This is a genomic window from Planktotalea sp. (genome assembly GCF_049680325.1).
Classification (GTDB): Bacteria; Pseudomonadota; Alphaproteobacteria; order Rhodobacterales; family Rhodobacteraceae; genus Planktotalea.
In genome coordinates this window covers 1-2,275 of record NZ_JBAUHO010000276.1, presented here as the reverse complement: position 1 = coordinate 2,275, position 2,275 = coordinate 1, and the positions used below count along the sequence as shown (strand labels likewise).

Sequence of the window (2,275 nt, the reverse complement as noted above, 5' to 3'; positions counted from 1 at the left end):
GGATAACCGTGTCAGTACGGATACGCTGCGCTGTGGTCGCCGCAAGAAACATCGAAAGACGTGCCGCGTCACGCAGCAGCATGTTTGCATCTGTCATTTCCGGCACAAGTTGAGCACGTCGCCATACCTCGAATGCTCTTTTTATGTCGTCTGTAAGGCCTTCTGGTTGAGCATCAATGCCTCGCTCTTGATTAACATACCCAAGCAGATTCAATGCCGCACGGACGTCATCTGCGTCCAAACTTGCCAGTTGGGTGGTCGCTTGCACGTTCCTTGGCCCATCATCGCGACCCAAAGAAAGTTGATCAATACGCTCCGTCGCAAATGCCTGAAACAGGCCATTCGGATAATCCTCTAAATACTGGTCAAGAGCATCTAGCGTACCCGCATCAGTGGCATCGCGCCACGCAACTATTTCATCGGAATTTTGGTTAGAGTCTGGGGGCGACACCAAGTAATGCTCGCCCAGCACAGATTCCTCGACCCAAGGAATTTGCCGCCCGGACGTTTCGCGCACCACATCTTGCCTTACCCGACCGAACATCAATCGGACATCCAAATGAGGGCTCGCAAGGTTTCCAAGTAACCCTGTGGTGAAGGTTGAGTTGTCCCCTTCCCCGTCATAGGCAACGTTACCAGGATCGGTTGCATAAGCGACCAAGAGACCCGCCCCACCTCGAACCGATGCCAAGCCTGTTTGTCCTACACCAGCATCTGAAAGGGGATTATTGCGGCACGCATCCAAGATGATCATCCCCAGCGTCGCGCCACTATCAGACAGAACCTTGCGGATTTCTGAAAGGGTCACGCTTGAACGTTCCAAAGCATCAAAGGACAGCGATTGCAGATCACGGCCCACAAGGTAATTCTCACCGGTAACCTGAACCCCGTGGCCTGCATAAAACACCATCGCCATTTCAGTGTCTTTGGCTGCTTTAGACAGCCATGCAAGCCCCGCCCGCATCTCTATGCGATCAGCATCCTGCACTTTGCGTACTGAAAACCCCAACTTGGTCAACGCGATATCAAGCTCTGTAATATCGTTTACCGGATTTCTGAGAGACATTTCAGGGCGATCATACAGGCTATTCCCTATCAACAAGGCAACCCGCCCCTCGGCTCTTGCCATAAAAGGAAACGCGAGAAGAAAGGCAATCATCAGAACCAATAGGCGAAAAACCGGTTTATGAAAAATATCCATTCAGTCTTGCTCAATGAGGTTGAAGGTCTCTAGTCTTGGTCAAATCTTACAAAGAAAATATCTTCGATCTCAACTTAAGGTGCTTACTGAGAAACGCAAGAAAGGGCCGAAATGGAAAAACTAAACAGACGGAACGTGTTTCTGAGCGTAGCAGCCACAGGTTTTTTTTCCAGTTGCAGTGAACAAGCTGCGTTTGAATGGAAGCCAGAAACAGATGCCGATCGTGCATTGCGGGAAAACCGTGAGAAATTGCAGAGAACAGTGGGCGAAGGCGGCTTAGTCGGCGCGGGCGGCGGTGCTTTACTTGGAGCGGCCTTAGGCGGCGTTGGAGGTGCCGTGCGTGGCGCTCAAATTGGGCGGTTGGGTGGTGCCGGTGCAGGCCTATATGTAAAGCAGCTACAAAAACAGTATGCTGACAAAGAAGCGCTTTCGAATAAGATCATCACCGACTTACGCGTGACAAACGCAAACCTTGAAGCAAGTCTGCGAGCGATAAATGCGGTCGTGACCGAACGTCGCCAGCGTGCGGCGCAATCACAGGTCGATGCCACGCGAGATGCACGCAATATCCAGGAAGCTGCAGCATTGGTCTCGGCAGCAAAAGGTCAGGAAGAGTTTTTCACGTCAACCCGAGGGCTGGTCATTCAAGAAGGTATCAATACCAAACCCAGTGGGATTGATGGTGAACTGGCAAGGCTTCGTTCACGGGTTAAAACCCTACGCGCCGTGTCACAAGAATTGGCCAACATCTAATGCGGCATATAATGTATACTACTGCTGGCGAGCGGCCCATTTACGGCAGAACCCGATGAAGGCGCTGTCAGGATTTCTTGGCTGCTCCATACCTTGCTCAAGCAGGCCTATGACCCATGCCCGCCACTCCTGCTCGATAGCATACACATCCCAACCAGGTACAGCTTCCCGCGCGGCTTCAAAAGTGTTCGGCATAAGCCTGGTTGTAAAGCCTGCGCCAACAATGACTTGCTTTGAAATACGACTGCGGAACGACACCATGTCATCTTCCATGCTCACCGAATAATCAGGTAAGTGATCAAAGTCGCACAGTGCGCGAAC

General features: G+C 51.7%; 2 protein-coding genes and 1 pseudogene. 1 reads left to right on the top strand and 2 read right to left on the bottom strand.

Annotation, left to right across the window (positions count from 1 at the left end; genetic code table 11):
• Positions 1-1,201 (bottom strand): caspase family protein (locus tag WBC85_RS12930; protein ID WP_424437833.1); only part of this gene is annotated, 1,201 nt, incomplete at its 3' end.
• Between the two features lie 111 nt (positions 1,202-1,312).
• On the opposite strand from WBC85_RS12930, the gene WBC85_RS12925 reads away from it, so the two are divergent.
• Positions 1,313-1,954 carry a hypothetical protein gene (locus tag WBC85_RS12925; RefSeq protein WP_424437830.1) on the top strand — a complete coding sequence of 214 codons (642 nt, stop codon included), beginning with the start codon at positions 1,313-1,315 and terminating at the stop codon, positions 1,952-1,954.
• 18 nt (positions 1,955-1,972) lie between these two features.
• On the opposite strand, the pseudogene WBC85_RS12920 reads toward WBC85_RS12925, so the two are convergent.
• A pseudogene (locus WBC85_RS12920) lies at positions 1,973-2,275 on the bottom strand (replication initiator protein A); the annotation flags it as partial.

What these genes read in the sequence shown, in the direction of transcription:
- WBC85_RS12925 (WP_424437830.1), top strand. Translation starts at nt 1,313, where the DNA reads ATGGAAAAACTAAACAGACGGAACGTGTTTCTGAGCGTAGCAGCCACA.